Origin of the sequence: uncultured Amphritea sp. (assembly GCF_937127095.1) — a bacterium.
In the GTDB taxonomy this organism is placed as follows: domain Bacteria; phylum Pseudomonadota; class Gammaproteobacteria; order Pseudomonadales; family Balneatricaceae; genus Amphritea.
On sequence record NZ_CAKZLP010000056.1, the window covers coordinates 22,775 to 44,373 of the forward strand.

The following is a 21,599-nucleotide window of genomic DNA, read 5'->3' on the forward strand; positions in this document are numbered from 1 at the left end:
GTATTTATGGCAGTATATACAGAGGTAAGCCAGTCAGATCTTGAAAACCTGCTGCAGGATTTTCAACTGGGTCAGCTGATCAGCTTTAAAGGTATCGATGGCGGTATCGAAAACACCAACTACTTCGTTACGCTCTGCGGCGAAGATCAGCAGGAGAGTGAGTATGTGCTCACTCTGTTTGAAGACCTTAGCCTGGATGAGATGCCCTACTTTGTAGAGCTGACGACCTGGTTGGCTGGTCGGGACTGTCCCGTGCCTTTTCCATTCAAAGACAGCAACGGCATCGGGCTGAAAACGATGCATAACCGCCCTGCACTGCTTCAGCCACGCCTGCCCGGTAATCATATTGAAGCACTAACAGCGGAACACTGCCGGCAGATCGGCGCAGCCCTGGGCCAGTTTCATCAGGCCGGTCGTGATTTCTACCTGCAGCGTCAGGCCCATCGCGGAGTCTTCTGGTGGCGTCGGGAATCGCAGCAGATTGCCAGCAAACTCAGTGCTGAAGATGCACAACTGTTGCGCACTGAAGTAAGAATGTTTGAACAACTGAGGGAACAACCCTGGAACCTGCCCCAGGGCGCGATTCATGGGGATCTGTTCCATGATAACGCGCTATTTCAGGGAGATAAGCTGAGCGCGATTCTGGATATCTACAACGCCTGCACCGGCTACCTATTATATGACCTGGCCATTGTCGCCAATGACTGGTGCGTTAATCCGGATGGCTCGATTGACCCGCAACGGGAACTGGCTCTACTGACCGCCTACGGAGAAGTCAGGCCCTTCGAAGAGAACGAATACCTCGCCTGGCCCCAGCTGGTAAAAACCGCCGCGATGCGTTTCTGGCTATCACGACTGATCCCGGCACTGGACCCCAACTCCACCCAAAAGATCAAAGACCCGGAAGAGTTCCGCCGGATACTGCTACAGCGGATAGCGACACCCGCTGCGTTGCCATAGTCGTGGCTAGTGGCTAGTGGCTAGTGGCTAGTGGCTAGTGGCTAGTGGCTAGTGGCTAGTGGCTAGTGGCTAGTGGCTAGCAGGATTTTCTGAATATCTCATGCGGAGCGTCAACTTTTCCCTTTTAAAGCTCCACTATTTTCAGCCCTTTGATATTCCAGATAAGAAGGCTTTTCCTAACCACTATCAAGTCACATTTTTAGTGACACCTAGCGACTAACGACTGCTCTTACCCGCTTTGCATCTGGCCTCCAGCCGCCCCGGCGGCTATAATCCCCTACTGAATATTTATACAGCTATCTGAAGAAGCCCTATGGACGTATCTCATCTCCTTGATTCACTCAATGAAGCCCAGCGCGAAGCGGTCTCTGCGCCGGTTTGTAATATGCTGGTGCTGGCCGGTGCCGGTTCCGGCAAGACCCGGGTGTTGGTGCACCGGATCGCCTGGCTGGTACAGACCGAGGGGCTCTCGCCCTACTCGATTATGGCAGTTACCTTTACCAATAAAGCGGCCAAAGAGATGCGCGGGCGAATTCAGGAGCTGATGGGACTGAACCCCAGCGGCATGTGGGTAGGGACATTCCACGGTCTGGCACATCGCATTCTGCGGGCTCACTGGCGTGATGCCGGGTTGATGGAAAACTTTCAGATTATGGATTCCGATGACCAGCTACGGCTGATCAAGCGGCTGGCAAAAGAGATGAACCTCGATGATAGCCGCTGGCCTGCCCGGCAGTTCCAGTGGTATATCAATGCACAAAAAGATGAAGGCCTGCGGGCCCGTCATATCGACCCCGGCGGAGACCCTCATACAAAAGTGATGGTGAATGTTTACTCCGCCTATGAGGACGCCTGTGATCGCGGTGGCATGGTCGATTTTGGCGAGTTGCTGCTACGCTGTCTGGAGCTATTGCGTGATCATAACCCGGCGTTGCTGGAGCACTATCAGGATCGTTTCCGTTATATTCTGGTGGACGAGTTTCAGGATACCAACTCGATCCAGTACGCCTGGCTGAAGATGCTCTGCCAACCGCTCGATCCACGCAAACCGAAACCGGAAAAGCTGATGGCGGTGGGTGATGATGACCAGTCAATCTACGGCTGGCGCGGCGCCAAGATCGAAAATATTCAGCGTTTCAATCAGGACTTCAAAGACACCATGGTGGTCAAGCTGGAGCAGAACTACCGCTCCACCAATACCATTTTGCAGGCCGCCAACGATGTCATCCGCAACAACCAGGGCCGCTTAGGCAAAGAGCTGCACACCGATCAGGCCGACGGCGAACAGATCTCCCTCTATGCCGCCTTCAATGAGCAGGACGAGTCCCGCTTTATTGTTGATCAGATTGGCAGCTGGGTGCGACAGGGCAACCTGCGCAGCGAAAGCGCCATTCTGTATCGTTCCAACGCCCAGTCCCGGGTATTGGAGGAAGCACTGATCCGCGCAGGAATGCCCTATCGGATCTACGGCGGACAACGCTTCTATGATCGACTGGAGATTAAAAACGCCCTCGCCTACCTGCGTCTGGTGAGCAATCGCGATGATGATACGGCGATGGAACGGGTTATCAATGTGCCCACCCGCGGTATCGGCGGCAAGACCATTGAAGAGATACGTCTGCACGCCCGTACTGAGGGCGTGTCCATGTGGCGCGCCTCGAACGAGGTGATCGAACTCAATAAGCTCAGTGCCCGTGCGGCGAATGCCCTGCAGGCCTTTATCGATCTGGTGAATCAGATCGCTCAGGAAACCGAGGGCACCGATCTGCACGAGCAGACCGAACACGCGATCAAAAAGTCCGGCCTGATCGACCACCACCTGAAAGAGAAAGGTGAGAAAGCCCAGGCACGGGTGGAAAACCTTGAGGAGCTGATCAGTGCCGCGCGTCAGTATCTGTCGACCTGGCAGCCGGACAAAGAGGGCAACGAGAACAGTACACCGCTGACCGCATTCCTCGACGATGCTGCGCTGGATGCCGGAGAAGCCCAGGCGGAAGAGCATCAGGACTCAGTGCAACTGATGACCCTGCACTCAGCCAAAGGGCTGGAGTTTCCACTGGTGTTCCTCGCCGGAATGGAGGAGGGCTTGTTCCCCCATAAGATGTCGATTGAGGAACCCGGTCGCCTCGAAGAGGAGCGACGGCTGTGTTACGTGGGCATCACCCGCGCCATGCAGAAACTGTTTATCACCTATGCCGAATCCCGTCGTCTGCACGGCAATGAAACTTTTAACCGTCCCTCCCGCTTTATTCGTGAAATACCGGACAACTGTCTGGAGGAGGTACGCCTCAACGCCAGTATCAGCCGACCGGTCACCGCCCGACAGCCACAACGCTCATCGATGTTTGATCACGCCGAAGTGCCGGACACACAGATCATTCTGGGGCAACGGGTGTCACACGCCATTTTCGGCGACGGTATTGTGGTGAACTATGAAGGGTCAGGCCCTAAAGCAAGGGTGCAGGTTAATTTCGATGCGGAAGGCAGTAAGTGGCTGGTGGTTGGCTATGCCAATCTACAACCACTCTGATCCGACAAAGCCGATCAACTAAGGCAGGTGATGTCTACCTTTTTGCTGTTCTTCAGCCTGCTTTCGCCGCTAGAATGTTCTGAAACAGTCTGAGAGGAACCGGGATGTTACACAGAATCTGGCTGGGGTTTTTCCTCTTCGCCTTTGCCGGCGGCCTGTATCAATGGCTGGCGCTGGACGATGCTGAGGTGTTTCAACGCATGGTGCAGTCAACCTTCGATATGTCGAAGCTCTCGGTTGAGCTGGCACTGGGGCTGATCGGCACACTGGCGTTCTGGCTGGGTATCATGAAACTCGCCGAAGCCGCCGGGCTGGTGGAAAAGCTGGCGAACGGTCTCAGCCCGTTGTTTACCCGGCTGATGCCAGAGGTGCCCAAAGGCCATCCAGCGATCGGTTCGATGACCATGAACCTGTCGGCCAATATGCTCGGGCTGGACAACGCTGCTACACCGTTGGGGCTGAAAGCGATGCAGGATCTGCAGCGACTTAATCCGGATAAAGAACGCGCCACAGACGCCCAGATTCTGTTTCTGGTACTGAATACCTCATCCGTTACCCTGTTCCCCATCACTGTCTTTCTCTACCGTGCCCAACAGGGCGCGCCGGATCCGACCTCGGTTTTTATTCCCATCCTGATCGCCACCTGCTGCTCCACTCTGGCCGGCCTACTGGCGGTGGCTTGGGTACAGAAGATCCGTCTGTGGGAGCGGGTGACGCTGCTATACCTAGGCGGCTTTTTCGCCCTTTTGCTGGCCTTTATTGGCTATTTTGCCACCCTGACCGTTGACCAGTTACAGCAGCAATCATCACTGATTGGCAATTTGATGATTTTCAGCGCGATCATCTGTTTTCTTGGGGTCGCCCATCTGAAAGGGGTGAATATCTATGAAACCTTTGTCGAGGGCGCTAAAGAGGGCTTTTCCGTCGCTATCATGATTATCCCCTATCTGCTGGCGATGCTGGTCGCTATTGGGGTATTCCGCGCCAGTGGCGTGATGGATGGCATGATCTGGCTGTTGCGCGAGGGGATTGCTCTGCTGGGTGTGGATACCCGTTTTGTTGATGCGCTGCCCACCGCGCTGATGAAACCCTTGAGTGGTTCCGGCGCCCGGGCGATGATGCTGGATGCCATCGCTACCCATGGAGTGGATTCCTTTGCCGGACGGTTAGCCGCCATTATACAGGGATCAACTGAAACCACATTCTATGTGCTGGCGGTCTATTTCGGCTCGGTCGGCATTCGCCACACCCGCCATGCGCTGGCCTGCGGTCTGACCGCCGACCTGGCAGGCATTGTCAGTGCGATTGTGGTGGGATACTGGTTTTTCGGATAGATAAGAAAGAATTACTGGCCGAAATCCAGCGCGCGAATATGTCCATGACCATCAATAGCGACCTGAACACACTCGGTCTCTGACACTTTTCGCAGATCCCGCCCATCGGGACAGCACCCCCACACCTCAACATTGATGCGCAAAGAGCTGGTGCCCTGCTCTTTGATCCGGGTATAGAAACTCAGAATAGTGCCCTCAAGTACCGGCGCCATAAAACTCATCGCACCAATTGATACTGTGGCAACCCGTCCCTCAGCCGCTTCCCCTGCACGAATTTCAGCAGCCAGAACCGCCTGGGATGCAACCCAACCACCGTACACATCGCCAAACATATTAGCGGCAGCCCCGGAAGCGGGACAGCGAAGGCTGAGTTCACCTTCGGGCTTTAACAGTGTTTTATCGGTGTTCATATGCGCTCGGTTCCCGCTTTGTATTTATATTGGCAGGACATATTTTACTATCAACTACCCGACCAAGGTCTAGCTAAAAACAGTGTAATCCGCCTATTACACCAAAAAAAATGTTTCGCTTTGTCACATAGTTGTCACACAACGCCCTTATATTGCGCTCATCGAATCAAAACTGATCGTTTGTGAAAAGTGTTCAAACCATCCTCTATGGAGCTTGTAATGAAACCAATGAAGAAAATTTTTGCAGCTGTTGCCCTGAGTGCAACCTGTCTGACAGCTTCCGCATCTGACATGCTGGATCCTAACCTGCCAACTTACTCTAAGGCTTCAGGTGTTTCTGGTAACTTGTCTTCTGTAGGCTCAGACACTCTGGCAAACCTGATGACCATGTGGGCTGAAGAGTTCAAGCGCAACTACCCGAACGTTAACGTTCAGATTCAGGCTGCGGGTTCTTCTACTGCGCCACCTGCTCTGACCGAAGGTACTTCTAACCTGGGCCCAATGTCTCGCAAGATGAAAGACAAGGAACTGGAAGCGTTTGAAAAGAAATTCGGTTACAAGCCTACTCCTGTAGCAGTTGCTATCGATGCACTGGCTGTGTTCGTCAACAAAGACAACGCTATCGAAGGCCTGACTATTCCTCAGGTTGACGCTATCTTCTCTTCTACCCGTAAGTGTGGTCTGGCTGAAGACGTCAACACCTGGGGTGATGTGGGTGCAACTGGCGCAATCGCTGCTCAGGGTTTTCAGATCTTTGGTCGTAACTCAGTATCCGGTACTTACGGCTACTTCAAGAGCAAAGCTCTGTGTAAAGGCGACTTCCGCAACAATGTAAATGAGCAGCCTGGTTCTGCGTCTGTTGTTCAATCTGTTTCTACTTCTCTGAACGGTATTGGTTACTCAGGTATCGGTTACAAGACCTCTTCAGTTCGTGCTCTGCCACTGACTAAGAAAGCCGGCACTCCTTTCGTTGAAGCGTCTCCTGAGAATGCACTGAACGGTTCTTACCCACTGGCTCGTGCTCTGTATGTATACGTAAACAAGAAGCCAGGTCAGGATCTTGCTCCTCTGGAGCGTGAGTTCCTGAAAATGGTAATGGCTAAAGTCGGACAGGAAGTTGTAGTGAAGGATGGTTACATCCCACTGCCAGCCGCTCTGGTTGAAAAGCAGATGAAAGAACTGGGTCTGTAATACAGATGAGTTACCGGGTCTGAAGACAGATCCAACTGCTAAGAAAGGAGCCCCGATGGGCTCCTTTTTTTTATATGTAAAAGTTTTATTACAGCTCTGTAACATTTCTGTCATGAACTATGTTTATCTTTGCGCCATCACTTTTATCATTGTAGAAATTTGTCATGAATATAGAGAACAGTTCCGTTATTCCTGATCTGGATTTTGACTCTCCGTCTGCGCGTCGAGGGCGAAAATTCAGGGCCATCAAAGACAAGATGGCTACCGTCGGCATAGGTCTGGGCGGTGTCAGTGTCATCGTCGCAATACTTTTGATCTTTTTCTATCTTCTCTATGAAGTAATACCGATGTTTCGCTCAGCTGAAGTTCAGCCATGGGAACAGAACGGTCAGGTGGTTGAGCCCTATGCCGTCCCCGGAGCCGGCAATACCCTCTATATGGCAATGGAAGAACAGGCAGAAATCGGCTTGCGGGTTACCGACTTGGGTGAAATGCTATTTTTCAGCACCACCTCAGGTGAAGTAATCAAAAGCATTCAGGCTGCTCTTCCCGGTGAAACAACAATTTCCAGCTTTGCGCTGGCATCGGAAAACAGTCATACCTTTGCCCTGGGACTAAGCAATGGTCAGGCTCTGGTATTTAAACACGAATATAAGTCTACTTACCCCGATGGTGTGCGCGTTATCCTGCCAACGATTACCTACCCACTGGGTGATCAGCCAATCGATGTAGCCTCGACCGCACTGGAACACCTCACCATTAGCGGCAATGAAGGCAGCTATGCTCTGATCGGCGGTAATCAGGGAAATCTGAAAGCGGTATTCATCTCCCAGACAGAGAATCTGTTCACCGGTGAAGTAGAGTTGGAACAATCCACTACGGCACTGCCGGATCTGGGCATCAAGATTAAAAAGATGCTGGTAATGCCTGACTTTACCTGGCTGTTCGTTGCCGGACAGAACGGCAAGATGGCGGTCGTCAATATGCGTGATCATAATGATCCCGTTATTACTCAGGTGCTGAACGCCTCAAGCAGCAAGATCACCACATTTGACCTTTTGCTGGGCGGCAACGCTATTTTACTGGGTAATGAAAAAGGTGAAGTATCCCAGTGGTTCCTGGTACGTGACGAGCAGGGCGCGTGGCAGATGACTAAAATTCGCTCTTTTGAAACCGGCAACAGCGCAATCGTTGATCTGGCCATTGAGCACCGGCGCAAAGGGTTCGCAACCATTGATGCTGCGGGTGACCTTCGCCTCTATAATACTACCGCCAACGTTAACGTCCTGGTTCAGAAAGTTGCTCAGGCAAACGCTTCGATGATCACCATGGGGCCCCGTGCTAATGCAACGCTGATCGAAGAAGATGGCAAGCTGACGCTTTTGCATATCGACAATGAGCACCCGGAAGTATCCTGGAGCTCTCTGTGGGGTCAGGTCTGGTACGAAGGTTATGAAGAACCTGAGTATGTCTGGCAGTCCTCTGCGGCAAACAACGACTTCGAGCCTAAATTCAGCCTGATGCCGCTGGCATTTGGCACGCTGAAAGCTGCGTTCTATGCGATGATCCTGGCGACGCCTCTGGCCATCTGTGGCGCGATCTATACCGCCTACTTTATGGCACCATCACTGCGTCGTAAGGTGAAGCCGTTCATCGAGCTAATGGAAGCTCTGCCGACGGTTATTCTCGGATTCCTCGCGGGCCTCTGGCTGGCGCCGTTTATGGAGGAGAATCTGCCGGGGATCTTTGTCACCCTGCTGCTGATACCGCTATCAGTGCTCGCCTTTTCCTTCGGCTGGGCGCAGATGCCGAAACAAGTTCGCTGGCTGGTACCGGAGGGTTGGGATGCGATACTGCTGATTCCGGTGATTGCGTTGGCTACCTGGTTCAGCATCGCCATCAGCCCTTCACTGGAGCTGGTACTGTTTGACGGCAACATGCGTCACTGGCTAACCAATGATCTGGGCATCGCCTATGACCAGCGTAACGCCATGGTCATCGGCATCGCCATGGGATTCGCAGTCATTCCAACGATCTTCTCAATCACAGAGGATGCGATCTTCGCCGTACCTAAACACCTGAGCTATGGTTCACTTGCTCTCGGTGCAACCCCCTGGCAAACCCTCACCAGAGTGGTCATGCCAACCGCCAGCCCGGGTATCTTCTCGGCGGTGATGATCGGTATGGGGCGCGCGGTGGGCGAAACCATGATCGTACTGATGGCCACCGGTAATACCCCTATTATGGATGCCAACATATTTGAGGGTATGCGGACCCTGGCAGCAAATATTGCTGTTGAGATGCCGGAATCAGAAGTCGGCAGTACTCACTACCGAATCCTGTTCCTGGCTGCCTTTGTGCTGTTTATGTTTACCTTTGCAGTGAACACGCTGGCAGAGGTAATCCGCCAGCGATTGCGCAATAAATATGGCTCCCTTTAACCTGAGTTGTTGAGGAAATTACAGATATGAACATCTCAGTAAAAGAATGGTTTAAATCCGGTTCACCCTGGGTATGGATGAATGCCGGAGCAGTTGCTATCAGCCTTATTATGGTTGTCGGCCTGCTGGGTCTGATCGCTGTGCGTGGTCTGAGTCACTTCTGGCCCGCTGACGTTGTCCAGGGGGTCTACACACTGGATGGACAGCCTCGCACCCTGGCCGGTGAGATTGTTGAAAGTAACGAAGTGCTTACCAAGCAGCTGATCGAAGCGGGTATGAAACTTCCGGAAGAGAATGAATTTTCGACCCGCCACCTGCTAAAAATCGGTAACCGCGATGTTTATGGCTCAGACTTTGCCTGGGCCCTTGAACATTACTTCACTGAGCAGCACCGCCCGGAGATGCTGCTTGTCGCTGAACGTCGCGAGTGGGGTAACCTGTATGGCTATCTTCGTTCCATTAAAGAGTCAGGAACAGAGGTTGCGCGCTACGATGGCAATGATAAGTCGGCACAATATCTCGCTCTTTGGGATAACCTGCAGCAGCGGATTCAGCGCGCACTGGAGATTCACGAAGATATTCTCGAGATCGAAAAGCATGAGATCGGTACGATCAACTATGAACTGGAACGTCTTCGTCTAAAAGAGCGGGGGCTGCAGCTTAAAGAAGTTAAAGAACAGAGTCTTTATGATGCGATAACCCAGCGCCGCAAAGAGCTGGATGCCGATTATGAAGGGTTGCAACAACGGCTTATCGATCTGTATTCAGAGATTAACCGTGACTCGATGACTGTTGAAGTTGCCGGCGGCAAAATCGTTGACGTTCAGCTGGCTAAACTTGTCCGCATTTTCCGTCCCAACGATATGAATGTTGGTCAGAAGATCGTTCACTACTTTGCTAAACTCTGGGAGTTTGTCAGCGACGATCCCCGTGAAGCGAATACTGAAGGCGGAATCTTCCCGGCGATCTTCGGTACCGTGATGATGGTATTGCTGATGTCACTGCTGGTAACACCGTTTGGCGTGATTGCGGCGGTTTATCTGCGCGAATACGCCAAGCAGGGCTTTGTCACCCGACTGATTCGTATTGCGGTGAACAACCTGGCCGGTGTACCTTCGATTGTCTACGGGGTATTTGGCCTGGGCTTCTTTGTTTACTTTCTTGGCGGCAACATCGATGATCTGTTCTTCGCTGCTGCCAAACCGTCCCCCACATTCGGGACCCCCGGTCTGTTGTGGGCATCGCTGACACTGGCTTTGTTAACCGTACCGGTAGTCATCGTAGCCACGGAAGAGGGCCTGAGCCGGATACCGCGTGCGGTGCGTGAAGGCAGCCTGGCACTGGGTGCAACCAAGTTTGAAACCCTGATGAAAGTCGTTCTGCCGATGGCCAGCCCGGCGATGATGACCGGGGTAATCCTGGCGATCGCCCGTGCTGCCGGTGAGGTAGCACCGCTGATGCTGGTGGGTGTGGTTAAACTGGCTCCGAGCCTGCCACTGGATGGTAACTACCCGTTTATCCACCTGGATCAGAAATTTATGCACCTGGGCTTCCACATCTATGATGTGGGCTTCCAGAGCCCTAACGTCGAAGCAGCACGGCCACTGGTGTATGCCACTGCCCTGCTACTGGTTCTGGTTATCGCACTGCTGAACATGTCAGCCATTGCGATCCGTAACCATTTACGCGAAAAATACAAAGCGCTTGAGATGTAAGCCGAACACTAGATAGGTTTAATGATGACTATGGAAGCTACTAAGACCCATTCAATCGATATTTCCGCTCTTCAGCGCCAGAACCAGAGTCTGCGACTTGAAGATGAAACCATTGCCCTGACAGTACGTGATCTCCAGCTCTATTATGGCGAGAAGCGTGCGCTGCATGGCGTCACCATGGATATCCCGAAAAACCGGGTTACCGCCTTCATCGGCCCGTCCGGTTGCGGTAAATCCACCTTGCTGCGCTGTTTTAACCGGATGAACGATCTGGTTGACAGCTGCCGTATTGAGGGACAAATGGCGCTGTATGGCCAGAACATTTATGAACGCGGTGTCGATGTCGCGGACCTGCGCCGCCGTGTCGGCATGGTGTTCCAGAAGCCCAACCCGTTCCCGAAAAGCATCTATGAAAACGTTGCCTATGGTCTGCGTATTCAGGGGATCAATAAAAAGCGTACCATCGACGAAACCGTTGAGTGGGCACTGAAGTCTGCAGCGCTGTGGGATGAGGTTAAAGACCGTCTGCACGAGAGCGCACTGGGGATGTCCGGTGGTCAGCAGCAGCGTCTGGTTATCGCCCGTACTATCGCGGTTAAGCCGGAAGTACTCCTACTGGATGAACCGGCATCAGCCCTGGACCCGATCTCCACACTGAAGATCGAAGAGCTGATTAATGAGCTAAAAAGAGATTTTACTATCGTCATCGTAACCCACAATATGCAACAAGCGGCCCGGGTTTCCGACTACACTGCATTTATGTACATGGGCGATCTGATCGAGTTTGGCGTAACAGACCATCTGTTCACCAACCCGGAAAAGAAGCAAACAGAAGACTACATCACCGGTCGTTACGGTTAATTAGGGGAGAATCACAGTGAGTTACGAACAGGACCGTCACAGCAACCACATCTCCCAGAGCTTTAATGAAGAGCTGGAGCAGATCCGCACTGAACTACTAACCATGGGTGGCCTCGTTGAACGACAGCTCAGCGACGCTGTCGATGCACTGGTTAACGGTGATACTGAACAGGCTGAACAGGCACGCAAAAGCGACCAGGCAATCAATGATATGGAGATGATGATTGATGAGCAGTGCACACTGATCATCGCCCGTCGCCAGCCTGCGGCAGCCGACCTGCGCCTGATTATCTCGGTCAGCAAAGCCACCAGTGATCTGGAACGAATCGGCGATGAAACCAGCCGTATTTGCCGCTATGCGATTGAGCTGGCCAATGATGGCAAGAACGTCCGGGGTTATCAGGAAGTTCGCCATATTGGTAATCTGGTGCGCGATATGCTGCAAAACTGCCTCACGGCGTTTGCCCGCAGTGATGCTGAGATGGCATATAAGGTGGCGAAGCAGGACAAAGAGGTGGATTCAGAGTATCGCACCGCGATGCGCTCACTGATGACCTACATGATGGAAGATCCGCGTTATATCACCAGTATCATGAATGTTATGTGGATACTGCGTGGACTGGAGCGGATTGGAGACCATGCGCGAAATATGGCCGAGCACCTGATCTATCTGGTTAGTGGCACAGACGTTCGCCATAGTAGCCTGAAAGATATTAAGCGTACTGTCCGCGAAGTCGAGCAGAAAAAATAAGCGCTTCTACCACTTATTAAAAAGGCAGCTGAAAAGCTGCCTTTTTTTGTCGTACTTAAAGAAGAACCTGATGCAAGACTGTTGATAAGAGATGTCTCAAAAGTTTGCTATACGCAGGGCGATCTTTCCGCCACTGACTGGCTGAGCAGTAAGCTGCAGACCATGCGCCTGATATCGGCCGGTATTTTTCAACTCATCCATGATATCCGCAGGAAGCTCCCCGCCACACCAACCCGGCGAAATCTGTTTCATTGAGAGCAGAAAAACTCCGTCAAGATCCCAGAAATCACCTTTCATATCACAGACTGCTTCACCCGCTTTATGTAGTTTATTACTCCGATCCCCCAGCTTTCCCTGGGGCTGCCTCTTTAGATCAACTGGCACGCTTCCACCCTGTATTGATTGCGTTTAATTCAGCCTACAACTCAAATCGCTAGCATAAGACCACGCAAACCATTCCAGCTCTATATGCTATAGATCAATATTAACGCAATTAAAAAGGGTGTTGTACTACGTATTTGGTGATTTACAAGAAAACTCACAAATTGTTCAGATCCTGACGAACTCTGCCGATAGCTATTTCACTCAAATGGAAATCAGACGTCATACAACAGGAATCTCTATGGCTGAATATGTAGTCTATGGTGACATCAATTGCCCTTTCAGCTATGCATTGCACGAAATGTTATGCAATCAGAATCTTATGCACAGGGTGGATTGGCGAATGGTAGAGCATGATGCCATATCCAGTTCATATCAGGGCAGTGCAGAAAATATGGCCGAACTGGCCAATGATATATTCAATATTCGTAACCGGGCTCAGGATATTACCATTGCCCTGCCCCGGACGCTGGGCGATAGCATGTTCCCCTCCCTCTGTATTACAGCCGCGCAACTGATCGACCCCGAGCGTGCGGCATCTTTTCTGCGCACGCTTTACCGGGCGCTGTGGATTAAAGGCAAAGATGTCTCCTCCCCGGCGGTGATTTATGATGCCCTTGAAGAAGCAGGGCTACCCACTGAACTGGATATCGACAACGCCTGTGAAGAGACCCTTCTGTGCCGTCAAAACGAGTGGGAAGCCAGCCATTTCGGTTTGCAAACGCCGGTAATTCAGGCTAAAGACGGCCGTCGTCTGGCAGGCTTTCTGAATCAGCAAGCCGTCCTCGACTTTCTCCAGGGCGCTGAGATTAACCAGGAGCTGACCAGCAACACCCGTCAACAGAGCCAGATGACGATCGCGATATACGGTGATGAAAAAATCACTGAGATCTGGGGGGTGCTTTCAACACTGAGAAATGAAAGCAATATTCTTCTGCCTCAATCGATGCAAGCGCTCCATGATATGCTGCTATCGCAGGAACGCTGCCCTGACCTGATACTGCTGAACAATTCAGGGCAACACCGGGACCTGAATGATATTTGCCGGGCGATCTCTCATCTTATCCGTGAAAAACGGGTGCCGATCGCCGTCATCGGTCAGCCTATCAGTGACTCAGAAGAAGCAGAACTCTACGACCTGGGGATCTCCGATTACCTCATACAGACACGGGACCCGGTCATTATCCGGGCACGGATCAACATCCTGTTACAACTTAAAAGTGCCCACGATCTGCTGTCAAAAGCCGCCAGCATCGATGCACTCACCCAGGTGTATAACCGTCGGGAATTTGAGCGATGCTTTGAAACCGAATGGCGCAGAGGCCAGAGATCACGACAACCCATCTCTATCATCCTGCTGGATATAGACAACTTTAAAGCCTTTAACGACAACTTTGGCCATCTTGAGGGCGATAGCTGTTTACAACAGATAGCCGCGACTATCCATGAATCGGCCCGCAGAGCTCAGGACCTGGTGTGTCGCTATGGTGGAGAGGAGTTTGTCATATTGCTGCCAGAAACCAATCAGGAGGGGGCGCGGACACTGGCGGAAAACATTCGTCAACGCATTACAGGGTTAGCGATTGCACACGCCCCGGCGTTCGACAACAAGCCGGTCTCGGCCAGCCTGGGCGTTGCCACAGCACTGCCCGCCAACCGGGATGCCTCACCCCGACAGCTGCTTCAGGAAGCCGATAGCGCGCTCTATAAGGCCAAGCACAAGGGGCGCAACCGGGTCGAACTGTTTAGCGCTTAGGGTTAGTCATGCCTTTTAGCAGTAATCCGCAAAGGGAGGAAAACGTTCTATCAACCCCTCCCGCCCTAACTCCCGTAGCAATTTAATATTGCGCTCAGGAATCTGCTCGGGATTTGCGTAGTGGGCCAGCGCACGACCCATCTCCGCCTCCCTGATAATATGAAAGGCCGGCCAGGGTGTGCGATTGCTCCAATGGCTCAGATCATCCTCAGGAACCCCGGCAAACAGATAGCCCGGATGGAAGCTGGCCAGCTGCAGCACACCATCCAGGCCTGACTCAACCAGCAGCTCTTCAAACAGACGCAGATGGTCCAGGTAATCATAAAAATCTTCCAGCCCGACCGGCACAATAAACAGGGTCGTAGAGATATCCGTTTCGCTAGCCGCCTGAATCAGCTCAATCTCGGCGAGAAAAGCCGCTACCAGCGACTCGCTCTCCTGCGCCTCAGTCACCGCATAGCGCAGCGAGTTATCTTTCACTACCGGTGCGGCAAATGGACAAAGATTTAATCCCACCACCATTGTTTCAACCCACTGCCGGGTGATCTTTTCCACCTGCTCTGAGGAATAGTGCTGTTGTGTTTTAGCCATGACGTTCTACCTGATTCTGAACGGTCTGAAACCGATACTTTTAACTCCCGGTAGGGTACTATACGGGCAGTTTTTTTGCTGAGATATTATTGTGCCTGCCGCTCTGACCCGCAACAGCTTTAATACCCGCTGGTATACCCTCAGACGCCCTGCAGCCACCGATGCGCCACGTAACTGGCGTAGATGGTTACTCGACAGAGGCTCGCTGACTCAACACCTGGTGCACGCCAGCAAAGGTCACTTCAGAGTTGAGGTTGTCCGCCAGCAGTGGGTTTGCGCCAGCCGCTCTGAGGCGATGGCACTGAACATTTCACCACGACAGCGTGTCCTCATCCGTGAGGTCCGGTTAATCGGCAATGATCAGCCCTGGGTGTTTGCCCGAACCATCATCCCCGCATCGACACTGACCGGCAAACAACGCCAGCTGAACGGCCTGGGTTGCCGTTCATTGGGGACCGTGCTGTTTCGCGATCCCACCATGAAGCGCGGCCCTCTGCAGGTGAGTCGACTACAGCTAAGCAGTGGTGACACCGCCTGGGCCCGACGCTCACTATTCTACCTGGCGAATAAACCACTGCTGGTAGCCGAGGTTTTCCTGCCAGCCCTGCAACAGGTAAACTACCGCAAAAAATGAATATAGGCCGTTAACTATGCAACTGGGTACTCTCAAAATCAGCCCCGCCTGGCAACAGAAGCTCAAAGCCTGTGGTGAACTGATGCGGGTCAGTAAACCAATCGGGACCTACCTGCTGCTCTGGCCTGCGCTTTGGTCCTTATGGATTGCCGCCGATGGTATCCCGTCGGTCAGTTTACTTATTATCTTTGTGCTGGGAACATTCCTGATGCGCTCCGCCGGGTGCGTGATTAACGATTATGCTGATCGCAACATTGATGGTCATGTTAAGCGAACCGCCCAACGCCCCCTGCCGTCCGGCAGAATTTCCGCTAAGGAGACGCTGATACTGTTTGGTGGGCTGCTGGCCGCCTCATTCGTGCTGGTACTGTTCACCAATCAACTGACGATCTGGCTGTCCGTCGTTGCCGTGGCACTGGCGGCCTGTTACCCCTTTATGAAACGCTATACCCATCTGCCTCAGGTTGTACTCGGGATGGCATTTTCCTGGGCGATACCGATGGCTTTCAGTGCCACCCTGAATGAGGTGCCAAAGATCGCCTGGCTGATCTATATAGGTTCAATCCTCTGGATCATCATCTATGACACCATGTACGCCATGGTCGACCGGGACGATGATATCCGTATCGGTGTGAAATCCACCGCGGTGCTGTTTGGCGACATGGATAAAGCGATTATCGGCCTGCTGCAACTGATCACCCTGGCAATTTTCATTATGGTGGGTATCGATCTGGGTCTTTCGTTCTGGTTCTATCTGGGTCTGCTGGGTATGGGCGGTTTTTTTGTCTACCAGCAATACCTGATCAGAGCGCGTCAGCGGGAGGCCTGTTTCACCGCTTTTCTAAACAACAATTACGCGGGAATGGCGGTTTTTATCGGCTTATTTCTCCATTATCTGACAACTTGATGACAAATAGCCTGACAGAGGATACTTTGTCATATTTCTGTAACAGTTTCATAATCTAATATGACCGTCTTAATACATAGAATGAATAGATGAGGTGATTGGTCATGACGTCGGGTAAACGCGTTCTGATTGTTGACGACGAGGCTCCGATTCGCGAGATGATCGCTGTTGCACTCGAAATGGCTGGATACGATTGTATGGAGGCTGATTCCGCTCAGGCTGCACATCCAATGATCGTTGATTGCAAACCGGATATGGTTCTGCTCGACTGGATGATGCCTGGCATCAGTGGTATCGAATTTGCGCGCCGTCTGCGTAAAGACGAAATGACCTCTGACATCCCGATCATCATGCTGACCGCCAAAACCGATGAAGATAATAAAATTCAGGGTCTGGAAACCGGTATTGATGACTATATCACCAAGCCGTTCTCCCCCCGGGAGCTGGTTGCCCGCCTGAAGACCGTGCTGCGTCGTACCACACCCAAAGGGGTTGAAGAGCCGATCACCGTTGACGGCCTGACCCTGGACCCGGTTTCTCACCGCGTCAGTTCAGAACTGAAACCGCTGGAGCTGGGCCCTACTGAGTTCCGCCTGTTGCAATTTTTCATGACCCATCAGGATCGCGCCTACACCCGTAGTCAGCTGCTAGACCTGGTTTGGGGTGGCAACGTCTACGTCGAAGAGCGTACGGTTGACGTGCATATCCGTCGTCTGCGAAAAGCACTGGGAGACCGCCACGATTATCTTATCCAGACGGTTCGTGGTACCGGTTACCGTTTCTCGTCTCAGGTCGCCTGAGCCTAACCTATGTACAACTCCAGCCATACGATAGCCGGCAACCTGCTGCTAACAGTGGCTGCCAGTCTGTTTCTGGGGTTTATTCTCGGTTATCCAGGCTGGACGCTGGCCGTTGCATTGTTATTCTGGGGTCTGTATCAGGTTAAGCAGTTCAACCGTTTACAGCAGTGGCTGATGCGCGAAGATCATACCGATGTTCCGGAAAGTAACGGCTACTGGGGTGAACTGTTTGATGAGATCTCCAGAGATCAGCGGCGCCAGGTGCAACGGACTCAGGCCCTGCGCAATGTAATCCACCGGTTTCAGCAATCCTCTGCCGCACTCAGCGATGCCATCGTCATCATTGATGCTCAGAACCATCTGGAGTGGTGGAACCGGGCCGCAGAAAAACTACTGGGGATGAAAACCCAGACCGATCGAGGCCGCTCGGTAATGAACCTGCTGCGTGATCCGCGCTTTGTCCGCTACTATCGCAAAAACCTCTACGATGACCCACTGCAACTCACCTCGCCAGTGCAGAAAGATACCGTTCTCGAATACCGTATCACCCGTTTTGGTGCCGGTGACCGGATTCTGGTCGCCCGGGATATCACCCGCCTGAAACAACTGGAGCAGACCCGTCAGGATTTCGTCGCCAACGCCTCTCACGAGCTGCGTACGCCCCTGACCGTAATCCGCGGCTATCTTGAGACCTTTCTCGATCAGGAGCTGCCTCGTCCGCTGCTAAGAGGCCTGAGTCAGATGGAGAGCCAGTCACGACGGATGGAAAACCTGGTTTCAGACCTGCTGCTACTGTCCCGTCTGGAAACCAGCGCCCATGTCTCCGATGAACTGCCGGTACCGATCCATTCGATGATCGCCCGCATCCGCGAGGATGGTCTGGTGTTGGGGCAGGAAAAAAATCAGGCCATAGAACTCGATCTGGAAGAGTCTACTTCATTACTGGGACAGGAGTCAGAGGTCTATAGCGCTATCTCCAACCTGGTGTTTAATGCGGTACGTTACACGCCCGCCGGAGGCAATATTAAGCTCCGCTGGTGGTCCGATAAAGAGGGTGGCCATTTCGCCGTCAAAGATGACGGCCCGGGCATCGATAGCATCCATCTGCCCCGTTTACAGGAACGTTTCTACCGGGTGGATGAGAGCCGCTCATCCGACAGTGGCGGCACCGGTCTGGGACTGGCAATTGTAAAACACGTGATGCTGCGGCATGGTGGCAAGCTAACCATCAGCAGCCAGCCGGGTAAAGGCAGCACTTTCACCTGCCATTTTCCCAATGAGCTGGTGATTCCGGCGACGGTCCGGGAACAGGCACAACAGTCATAACAAAACGCACCCGAACCCGGTGCGTTTTATTCAGCTGATTAATAGCGCTGTGTATTGAAACGTCCCGCTCACTTATGCTCCAGACGCTCGCGACCACTGCCTGCGGTCAGATCAATCTCACTCCCGTCGGTGTATTCCTCAACCCAGAAAATCGTCGCGCCCACTACGCCTGCAGGCATGATCAGCAGATTTAACAGCGGAATCATCATACCGAATGAGATCAGTCCGCCAAAGCCGACCGAGGTCAGTCGGCGCTGCTTAAGGGAATCCTTCATCGCCCGGAAGCTGACCTTGTTATTATCCATAGGATAATCACAGTACTGGATCGCCATCATCCAGCAACCAAACAGAAGTAGCAGGATCGGCGCCACCATCCCCAGCACCGGAATAAAGGTCAGAATCAGCAGAAACAGTAAACGGGGCAGATAGTAGAGCAGCTTAGCGATCTCCCGGGCGACCGTGCGGGGGATCAGTGCCAGAATCTCCTTCCAGCCGGAATCCGTTATCGTTACACCCCGCAGGCGCTGCTCTACTTTCTCTGACAGGATACCGTTGAACGGAGCGGCGATAATGTTGGCGACCACACTGAAACTGTAATACACCGAAACCAGTACTAACCCAGCCACCAGCGGCCAGAGGAGATAACGCAAAAAATCCAGCCATTTCCAGTCCGGAAGTATTGAACTGAGAAGGTAGTCGATCCAGTAACCCATCTGTTCAAACAGCAACCAGATAGCCCCGGTAAACAGAAAAATATTAATTAGCAGTGGCACTATCACAAAGTGCCGGATTCCCTTTTCTGGCAACATCGCCAGACCACGCAAAAAATAGTTTGCGCCGCGTAACGGATTTCCTTTCATCATGTCCTCAATAGATTAAAGCATCTGCATCAGGCGAAAAAATGGTTATAAAAACGCACAATCACCGCCACTAACATCATCGACAGGCCTATACGGTTAATCAAAAATTCCCGTTTGGTAAAGGTTATCGTGGCCTGCCAGAATACCAGTATCGATTTTAAATCGCTGGTTCTCACCACATAGAGTATCAGTGACGCCAGAAACACACCAAGTCCGACCATCATTATCAGCTGTTCAGCTACCGCCAGAGTCATTTTTTTATCACCGTAAGTTACATTTCAGAGGGCTAAGATTAACAGAAATAATCGGCATTAGTGGCTGGTTTAGCCTATAACTTTATGTGAATATAAAATTACTTCCTGCAATTTATCTTCTTCAGTTATTCACCGGAGTCTCCTATGCATGCGATATCAATACATCAGTTTGGCGGTCTTGAAGAGCTAAATTACAAAAAACAACCCAGACCTCAGCTGAATACTGGAGAAGTTCTGGTAAAAACCACCGCTGTCGGGGTTAATCCGATTGACTGGAAAACCTGTTCTGGCGGTGGCGCCAGTGGTTTCATCAGCGAATTTCCGTTTATTCCTGGCTGGGAGTTTTCCGGCGTCATCGCAGACCCCGGCGATACCGATTTTAAAGTGGATGAGGCTGTCTTCGGGATGATCCGCTTTCCCCAACCAGCGGGTTGCTACGCGGAATATATTGCTGCTCCGGCAGAGCAGATCGCCCGCTTACCGGATGCGGTTGATCTGACCATGGCAGGCGGCCTGGCGACTGCAAGTCTGACCGCCTGGCAAGCGGTATTTGACAAAGGTGCTCTGCAAGCGGGTCAGCAGGTGCTGGTGCTGGGTGCCGCAGGCGGAGTGGGCCATTTAGCGGTGCAGCTGGCCAAATGGGCGGGCGCCCATGTTACCGGTACTGCCTCGGTTCACAACCATGAGTTTCTCGCAGACCTGGGCTGCCAGCATGCGATCGATTACCGTAATCAGAGCCTCAATGAATATACCAACAGCATGGACCTGATTATCGATTGTGTTGGCGGTGAAACCGGTATCGGTGCCCTTCCCTGTCTCAAACCTGAGGGCGTGCTGGTCACCCTCCCCTCGGTCACGAAGGAACAGGTAATCGCAGCGGGTGCCGCTCAGCGACGCCGGGTTGAACCGATTCTCTGTGAGCCGTCAGCTGAGCAGCTGAAGAAGATAGGGGAGCTGGTCGCCGATGAGCATCTGAAACTGCATATCGGCGAGACATTTCCCCTGGAAAAAGCCGCTGAAGCTTTTGCACTGAGCCAGAGCGGCCATGTCTGCGGCAAACTGATTCTGACGTTCAATCAACCGGGGTAATCACCCACTAAGCGTTATTTGCCCCTGCCAGAGAGAGGTACTCTGAGCGTAACTGTTGCAGTTGCAGAACAGCTTTAACCACGGAGCGGTCTACCAGTGCAGGCAGTAACGCACCGGGGCGGGCTTTAGACACTTCAAGTGTCTGCTCCAGGGTGTTACTGAGCCGCTGTAGCTGGTCATTAATTTCAGCGGTGTTCTGCGGCAACGCCTGCAACAGAGCCATGTTTTTCAGCAGATCCGCAGAGATAGCGTCATAGGATAGATCAGCCTCTGACGCGACGCCCCAGGCGGTCATCGCGTAGATAACAACCAACTGCTGACACAGCAGCTCCTGCTGACCCAGTAGTGACAACGGTTGAGCGCTATCATCCGCTTTAGACTGAACAACTTTATTCAGCATCACATCTCCCTGACTCAGGAGCGCTTCATTGCCAGAATAAAGCGTTTTAAAACGCTGCTTATTGGGTGTTTGACGGTACTGCTGCTGTACTGTTTTCCAGCTTTCACTCATCAGGGCTAACTGTTGCTGCACTTGTGCGTCGGTTACAAAACCAACCAGCTGCTGTTGCTGCGCGGTGAACTGCTGCAACGCGCCAGCCAGCTCCTGATCTGCTTTACGGGCGCGGATACCCAGGCCTGACAGCAGATAATTTTTTAACATCACCTGTGTCAGGGTCCGCTGTTCGGCAGCGATACTGATCGCAGCGGCCTGGGACTGAATATCTGCCGCCCGGGCTAATCCCGTCAGACAGAGTGTGATGAGTAGTGTCGAAAGTGATGCTTGGATGATTGTTTTCGTATTCATATC

At 52.5% G+C, this 21,599-nt stretch carries 20 protein-coding genes; 14 read left to right on the forward strand and 6 right to left on the reverse strand.

Translation table 11 applies throughout. The annotated features are described in order from the left end of the window. The first annotated feature begins 6 nt into the window (after positions 1-6). The 3 genes from Q0499_RS13930 (at position 7) to Q0499_RS13940 (ending at position 4,824) form a co-directional block, all read left to right on the forward strand. On the forward strand, positions 7-960 hold the full coding sequence (locus tag Q0499_RS13930) for a homoserine kinase (protein WP_299200343.1): 954 nt from the start codon (positions 7-9) through the stop codon (positions 958-960). 313 nt (positions 961-1,273) lie between these two features. Next, the gene (gene uvrD, locus Q0499_RS13935) at positions 1,274-3,490 is read left to right on the forward strand and encodes a DNA helicase II (RefSeq protein WP_299200344.1); all 2,217 of its coding nucleotides are present in this window, start codon (positions 1,274-1,276) and stop codon (positions 3,488-3,490) included. Positions 3,491-3,594: 104 nt separating this feature from the next. Next, a complete protein-coding gene (locus tag Q0499_RS13940; protein ID WP_299200345.1) occupies positions 3,595-4,824 on the forward strand; it encodes a spore maturation protein in 1,230 nt (409 codons plus the stop codon). Between the two features lie 11 nt (positions 4,825-4,835). Here Q0499_RS13940 and Q0499_RS13945 read toward each other — a convergent pair whose 3' ends face one another. After that, complete coding sequence (locus Q0499_RS13945; RefSeq protein ID WP_299200346.1) at positions 4,836-5,234, reverse strand: hotdog domain-containing protein; 399 nt, start codon at positions 5,232-5,234, stop codon at positions 4,836-4,838. 219 nt (positions 5,235-5,453) lie between these two features. Between Q0499_RS13945 and Q0499_RS13950 the strand changes: the two genes are divergently transcribed. From Q0499_RS13950 to phoU, 5 genes are all read left to right on the forward strand, one after another. Next, entirely contained in the window at positions 5,454-6,425 is a 972-nt protein-coding gene (locus Q0499_RS13950) for a phosphate ABC transporter substrate-binding protein PstS family protein (RefSeq protein WP_299200347.1), read from the forward strand. Positions 6,426-6,589: 164 nt separating this feature from the next. Continuing rightward, complete coding sequence (locus Q0499_RS13955) at positions 6,590-8,866, forward strand: ABC transporter permease subunit (RefSeq protein WP_299200348.1); 2,277 nt, start codon at positions 6,590-6,592, stop codon at positions 8,864-8,866. A gap of 26 nt (positions 8,867-8,892) precedes the next feature. Beyond that, on the forward strand, positions 8,893-10,581 hold the full coding sequence (pstA, locus tag Q0499_RS13960; protein ID WP_299200350.1) for a phosphate ABC transporter permease PstA: 1,689 nt from the start codon (positions 8,893-8,895) through the stop codon (positions 10,579-10,581). Between the two features lie 30 nt (positions 10,582-10,611). After that, positions 10,612-11,442, forward strand: coding sequence for a phosphate ABC transporter ATP-binding protein PstB (pstB, locus tag Q0499_RS13965; RefSeq protein ID WP_299200407.1), 831 nt, complete (start codon positions 10,612-10,614; stop codon positions 11,440-11,442). Positions 11,443-11,458: 16 nt separating this feature from the next. Next, positions 11,459-12,193: a phosphate signaling complex protein PhoU gene (gene phoU, locus Q0499_RS13970; protein ID WP_299200351.1), complete on the forward strand. Its 735-nt coding sequence runs from the start codon at positions 11,459-11,461 to the stop codon at positions 12,191-12,193. Between the two features lie 96 nt (positions 12,194-12,289). On the opposite strand, the gene Q0499_RS13975 is transcribed toward phoU, so the two are convergent. Beyond that, positions 12,290-12,577, reverse strand: coding sequence for a hypothetical protein (locus tag Q0499_RS13975; RefSeq protein ID WP_299200352.1), 288 nt, complete (start codon positions 12,575-12,577; stop codon positions 12,290-12,292). A 238-nt stretch (positions 12,578-12,815) separates the two neighbouring features. Between Q0499_RS13975 and Q0499_RS13980 the strand changes: the two genes are divergently transcribed. Then, complete coding sequence (locus Q0499_RS13980) at positions 12,816-14,330, forward strand: diguanylate cyclase (protein WP_299200353.1); 1,515 nt, start codon at positions 12,816-12,818, stop codon at positions 14,328-14,330. Positions 14,331-14,345: 15 nt separating this feature from the next. On the opposite strand, the gene Q0499_RS13985 is transcribed toward Q0499_RS13980, so the two are convergent. Then, complete coding sequence (locus Q0499_RS13985) at positions 14,346-14,921, reverse strand: DUF1415 domain-containing protein (protein ID WP_299200354.1); 576 nt, start codon at positions 14,919-14,921, stop codon at positions 14,346-14,348. 91 nt (positions 14,922-15,012) lie between these two features. On the opposite strand from Q0499_RS13985, the gene Q0499_RS13990 reads away from it, so the two are divergent. The 4 genes from Q0499_RS13990 (at position 15,013) to phoR (ending at position 18,588) form a co-directional block, all read left to right on the forward strand. After that, positions 15,013-15,555 (forward strand): chorismate lyase, encoded by a 543-nt coding sequence (locus Q0499_RS13990; RefSeq protein WP_299200355.1) that lies wholly within the window; start codon positions 15,013-15,015, stop codon positions 15,553-15,555. A gap of 16 nt (positions 15,556-15,571) precedes the next feature. Further along, entirely contained in the window at positions 15,572-16,462 is an 891-nt protein-coding gene (gene ubiA / locus Q0499_RS13995) for a 4-hydroxybenzoate octaprenyltransferase (protein ID WP_299200356.1), read from the forward strand. A gap of 104 nt (positions 16,463-16,566) precedes the next feature. Then, positions 16,567-17,262 carry a phosphate regulon transcriptional regulator PhoB gene (phoB, locus tag Q0499_RS14000; RefSeq protein WP_299200358.1) on the forward strand — a complete coding sequence of 232 codons (696 nt, stop codon included), beginning with the start codon at positions 16,567-16,569 and terminating at the stop codon, positions 17,260-17,262. Between the two features lie 9 nt (positions 17,263-17,271). Continuing rightward, positions 17,272-18,588 carry a phosphate regulon sensor histidine kinase PhoR gene (gene phoR, locus Q0499_RS14005; RefSeq protein ID WP_299200359.1) on the forward strand — a complete coding sequence of 439 codons (1,317 nt, stop codon included), beginning with the start codon at positions 17,272-17,274 and terminating at the stop codon, positions 18,586-18,588. A gap of 68 nt (positions 18,589-18,656) precedes the next feature. On the opposite strand, the gene cysZ is transcribed toward phoR, so the two are convergent. Further along, complete coding sequence (cysZ, locus tag Q0499_RS14010) at positions 18,657-19,451, reverse strand: sulfate transporter CysZ (protein WP_363317802.1); 795 nt, start codon at positions 19,449-19,451, stop codon at positions 18,657-18,659. A gap of 26 nt (positions 19,452-19,477) precedes the next feature. Next, positions 19,478-19,702: a hypothetical protein gene (locus Q0499_RS14015; protein ID WP_299200360.1), complete on the reverse strand. Its 225-nt coding sequence runs from the start codon at positions 19,700-19,702 to the stop codon at positions 19,478-19,480. Positions 19,703-19,846: 144 nt separating this feature from the next. Between Q0499_RS14015 and Q0499_RS14020 the strand changes: the two genes are divergently transcribed. Then, positions 19,847-20,791, forward strand: a complete 945-nt coding sequence (locus Q0499_RS14020; RefSeq protein WP_299200361.1) for an NADP-dependent oxidoreductase — start codon at positions 19,847-19,849, stop codon at positions 20,789-20,791. Between the two features lie 7 nt (positions 20,792-20,798). Here the strand turns inward: Q0499_RS14020 and Q0499_RS14025 are convergent, their stop codons facing one another. Further along, positions 20,799-21,596 (reverse strand): hypothetical protein, encoded by a 798-nt coding sequence (locus Q0499_RS14025; RefSeq protein WP_299200362.1) that lies wholly within the window; start codon positions 21,594-21,596, stop codon positions 20,799-20,801. Between the last annotated feature and the right edge of the window lie 3 nt (positions 21,597-21,599).

Excerpts from the sequence above, each read along its gene's own strand:
- Q0499_RS13980 (WP_299200353.1), top strand. The coding sequence starts at position 12,816 with ATGGCTGAATATGTAGTCTATGGTGACATCAATTGCCCTTTCAGCTAT.
- uvrD (WP_299200344.1), top strand. The coding sequence starts at position 1,274 with ATGGACGTATCTCATCTCCTTGATTCACTCAATGAAGCCCAGCGCGAA.
- ubiA (WP_299200356.1), top strand. The coding sequence starts at position 15,572 with ATGCAACTGGGTACTCTCAAAATCAGCCCCGCCTGGCAACAGAAGCTC.
- Q0499_RS13955 (WP_299200348.1), top strand. The coding sequence starts at position 6,590 with ATGAATATAGAGAACAGTTCCGTTATTCCTGATCTGGATTTTGACTCT.
- pstA (WP_299200350.1), top strand. The coding sequence starts at position 8,893 with ATGAACATCTCAGTAAAAGAATGGTTTAAATCCGGTTCACCCTGGGTA.
- Q0499_RS13945 (WP_299200346.1), bottom strand. The coding sequence starts at position 5,234 with ATGAACACCGATAAAACACTGTTAAAGCCCGAAGGTGAACTCAGCCTT.
- Q0499_RS13985 (WP_299200354.1), bottom strand. The coding sequence starts at position 14,921 with ATGGCTAAAACACAACAGCACTATTCCTCAGAGCAGGTGGAAAAGATC.
- Q0499_RS14025 (WP_299200362.1), bottom strand. The coding sequence starts at position 21,596 with ATGAATACGAAAACAATCATCCAAGCATCACTTTCGACACTACTCATC.
- Q0499_RS13950 (WP_299200347.1), top strand. The coding sequence starts at position 5,454 with ATGAAACCAATGAAGAAAATTTTTGCAGCTGTTGCCCTGAGTGCAACC.
- pstB (WP_299200407.1), top strand. The coding sequence starts at position 10,612 with ATGGAAGCTACTAAGACCCATTCAATCGATATTTCCGCTCTTCAGCGC.
- Q0499_RS13940 (WP_299200345.1), top strand. The coding sequence starts at position 3,595 with ATGTTACACAGAATCTGGCTGGGGTTTTTCCTCTTCGCCTTTGCCGGC.
- Q0499_RS14015 (WP_299200360.1), bottom strand. The coding sequence starts at position 19,702 with ATGACTCTGGCGGTAGCTGAACAGCTGATAATGATGGTCGGACTTGGT.
- Q0499_RS14020 (WP_299200361.1), top strand. The coding sequence starts at position 19,847 with ATGCATGCGATATCAATACATCAGTTTGGCGGTCTTGAAGAGCTAAAT.
- phoB (WP_299200358.1), top strand. The coding sequence starts at position 16,567 with ATGACGTCGGGTAAACGCGTTCTGATTGTTGACGACGAGGCTCCGATT.
- Q0499_RS13930 (WP_299200343.1), top strand. The coding sequence starts at position 7 with ATGGCAGTATATACAGAGGTAAGCCAGTCAGATCTTGAAAACCTGCTG.
- cysZ (WP_363317802.1), bottom strand. The coding sequence starts at position 19,451 with ATGATGAAAGGAAATCCGTTACGCGGCGCAAACTATTTTTTGCGTGGT.
- phoR (WP_299200359.1), top strand. The coding sequence starts at position 17,272 with ATGTACAACTCCAGCCATACGATAGCCGGCAACCTGCTGCTAACAGTG.